Source organism: Pseudactinotalea sp., from assembly GCF_048594945.1.
GTDB lineage: Bacteria > Actinomycetota > Actinomycetes > Actinomycetales > Beutenbergiaceae > Pseudactinotalea.
Window position 1 is genome coordinate 1 of the sequence record NZ_JBMDXJ010000089.1, and the last position, 2,608, is coordinate 2,608.

A 2,608-nucleotide genomic window follows, 5' to 3' on the forward strand; every position below is an offset into this window, starting at 1 on the left:
GTGTTCGCGTCCCACCAGCTGCCCGACGGGCGATCGTGGGCGGATCTCGTCCATACCTGGACGCTCTCGTTCGAAGTGGGTCTCGCGAAACCGGACCCGGCAATCTTCCGGACAGCTCTCGACGGGCTCGGCCTGCCTGCATCCGACGTCCTGATGGTCGGGGACCGGGCAGGCTGGGACGGCGCAGCAGTCGACGTGGGTATGACGACGCTGCTGCTTCCACCGCTCGGGGACCCCGCGGAGGAACGATTGCACCGAGTGCTCGACCTCGTGCTCCCCGGAGGGCCCCGTATCGCCGAGAATCCGGCGGGGAGGTGAGTCGCTGTGGTGCGGATCCCCGCGAGCACCACAGCTCGGGTGCACTGGGGGAGCAGTAGGCGGGCTCGGGAGTGACCGTGCTGCGACAGAGATGAGGGCGGCGCCTCAGCTGCTGCTGATCAGCAGGTTGCTGACGGCCTGGTCCCCTGGGGGCGTGATCGGGTGAAGGAGGAGTCATGTTAGGATACGACACGTGCCGTATTCTAAAGGTCATGCAGAGTCACGCCCGCCTGGTCGACCGCGAGACGCAGATCGTGAGGCCGAGATTCTCCGAACCGTCCTCGATGTCATGGGTGATCTGGGTGTTGAGGGGGTCACGTTCGAGGAGGTGTCGCGACGCGCGCAGGCGTCCAAGCGGACGTTGTATCGGCGATGGGCGACGAAGCAGGAGATGGTCGTGGCGGCCATCAAGGCCGGGCCGGCCGCACGGGACAAGCCAGAACCCATCGACACCGGGTCGCTGCGTGGGGATGTGCTCGCACTACTTGAGCGGCTGGAATCCACGATGGACGCCGGAAGCCCCATCAGCCTGACGATCATGCAGGCAGGACTACGAGATCCGGAGCTGTGCGAGTTCATCGAGGCATCAGCCGGGCCGACCGGTGCACGTCTGACCGAGGCGGTGCGGCAGGCGGCCATCGCTCGCGGCGAGCTCCCCGAGTCAGCGGATCCGTTCGCGTACGAAGAGGTCGCTGCGGCCACCTTGATCATTCGCAAGCTCAACGGGTTGTCGACCGACGTTGCCTACCGCGCGGCACTCGTCGACGCAGTCCTTCTTCCCGCCCTGCGAAGCGGAATGCCTGCCGGACAGCACGGCATCTTCTCTGGGAAGCCATCACCATCCACCCATCGACCCGCTGAGAGCAGGAACGCCTGATGACCGAGTTCACCATCCCCGAGTTCACCTACGATCGCATCCAAGGGGCGGGCGGGGTAGCGCTGAACGTGGCGCATGCCGGCGTCGGGCCTGCTGTGGTGCTGCTCCACGGCTTCCCGGAGACACACCTGATGTGGAACGCCGTCGCGCGAGACCTCTCGGACGACTACACCGTGATCGCACCCGACCTCCGTGGATACGGCGACAGCGGCAAGCCCGACGCTGACAGCCTCGACTTGTATTCGAAGCGAACGATGGCCGCCGACGTCATCGCCATCGCTTCTCAGCTGGGTCACCACCGATTCGCCGTCATCGGTCATGATCGTGGTGCGCTCGTCGCCGTCCGCGCAGGACTCGACCACCCCGACCAGGTCTCCCATATCGGAATCCTCGACGTTCTGCCCACTCTGGACACCTGGGATGTGCTGCGCGGCGTCGACGCGAAAGTTGCCTGGCATCTCTACCTCATGGCACAGCCCAAGGGGCTTCCGGAGCAGATGATCGAGGCCGTCGCCGAAGAGTTCTTTGCGTCCTTCCTCGACGCTTGGGACCCCGCTGGGACGACATTCTCGCCTGAGCTGCGTGATCACTACATCAAGGCGTCTGCCGCCGCAGTGCCGTCGATCGTCGCCGACTACAGGGCCACCGCCAGCGTCGACCTCGACATGGACCGTGCCGACCGCAAGGCAGGCCGGACGCTCACGATGCCCGTCGCGGCGATCTCGCAGGACTGGGGCAGCCAGCTGGGATTCGACCCGACGAAGATCTGGAGCGCATGGGCGCCGGACTTCACGTACGAACCACTCGACGCCGGGCACTTCATGGCTGAAGAGCGCCCGGACGCTATCGCGCACTTCGCACGGCAGCTGCTGGCGCGCTAGGCCAGGGTGATGCCGGAGGCGAAGTGACTCATCGCAACAGCCCGCCCACGCCCGAAGGTCGCAGGCGGTTGGTCGAGCGCTGTCGGATCCGCCCCATTGCGCACGTCGCAGCTGAGATGGGCATCTCTGGGGCGACGGAACCTACATGGGTCGACCGCCGCAGAAGCTCCGGCGATCTCGGTCTGGTCGATCGATCATCTACTCCGGCAGGGCAACCTGCCGCAACTCCCGGTCACATCGTTCAGCGGATCGAGGCGATGCGGCGCGCGCAGAAGTCGTCAGCCTTGCGCATGGCATTCGAGCTACACCAGGATGCCACTTCGGTCAGCCGCCGCACGATCGCTCGCTAGCTCGCGCACCTCGGGCTGAACCGACGAACGTTCATCGTGCGCTCAGCTGCTCGCGCTGTCGTAGCGCCGCAGCGCGAGCCGCCAGTGGACAGCGGTGAGGATGCCTCCTGCCAGCACCACCGCGGCACCGCCGAGCAGCGGACCGGCCGGTGCACCGCCCAGCAGGAGCTGGGCCGGGAGGG

The 2,608-nt window shown here is 66.4% G+C and carries 4 protein-coding genes and 1 pseudogene; all 5 read left to right on the forward strand.

Annotation, left to right across the window (positions count from 1 at the left end; genetic code table 11):
• On the forward strand, positions 1–318 hold a 318-nt coding region (locus tag ACOJSN_RS04150; protein ID WP_420111250.1), incomplete at its 5' end, for an HAD family hydrolase.
• A 193-nt stretch (positions 319–511) separates the two neighbouring features.
• Positions 512–709 (forward strand): annotated as a pseudogene (locus ACOJSN_RS04155) (TetR/AcrR family transcriptional regulator); the annotation flags it as partial.
• A gap of 6 nt (positions 710–715) precedes the next feature.
• On the forward strand, positions 716–1,195 hold the full coding sequence (locus ACOJSN_RS04160) for a TetR-like C-terminal domain-containing protein (RefSeq protein WP_420111253.1): 480 nt from the start codon (positions 716–718) through the stop codon (positions 1,193–1,195).
• Positions 1,195–2,076 carry an alpha/beta fold hydrolase gene (locus tag ACOJSN_RS04165; RefSeq protein ID WP_420111251.1) on the forward strand — a complete coding sequence of 294 codons (882 nt, stop codon included), beginning with the start codon at positions 1,195–1,197 and terminating at the stop codon, positions 2,074–2,076. Before ACOJSN_RS04160 ends, ACOJSN_RS04165 begins: the two co-directional genes overlap by 1 nt.
• Positions 2,077–2,099: 23 nt before the next feature.
• The gene (locus ACOJSN_RS04170) at positions 2,100–2,426 is read left to right on the forward strand and encodes a leucine zipper domain-containing protein (RefSeq protein WP_420111252.1); all 327 of its coding nucleotides are present in this window, start codon (positions 2,100–2,102) and stop codon (positions 2,424–2,426) included.
• Positions 2,427–2,608: the final 182 nt, after the last annotated feature.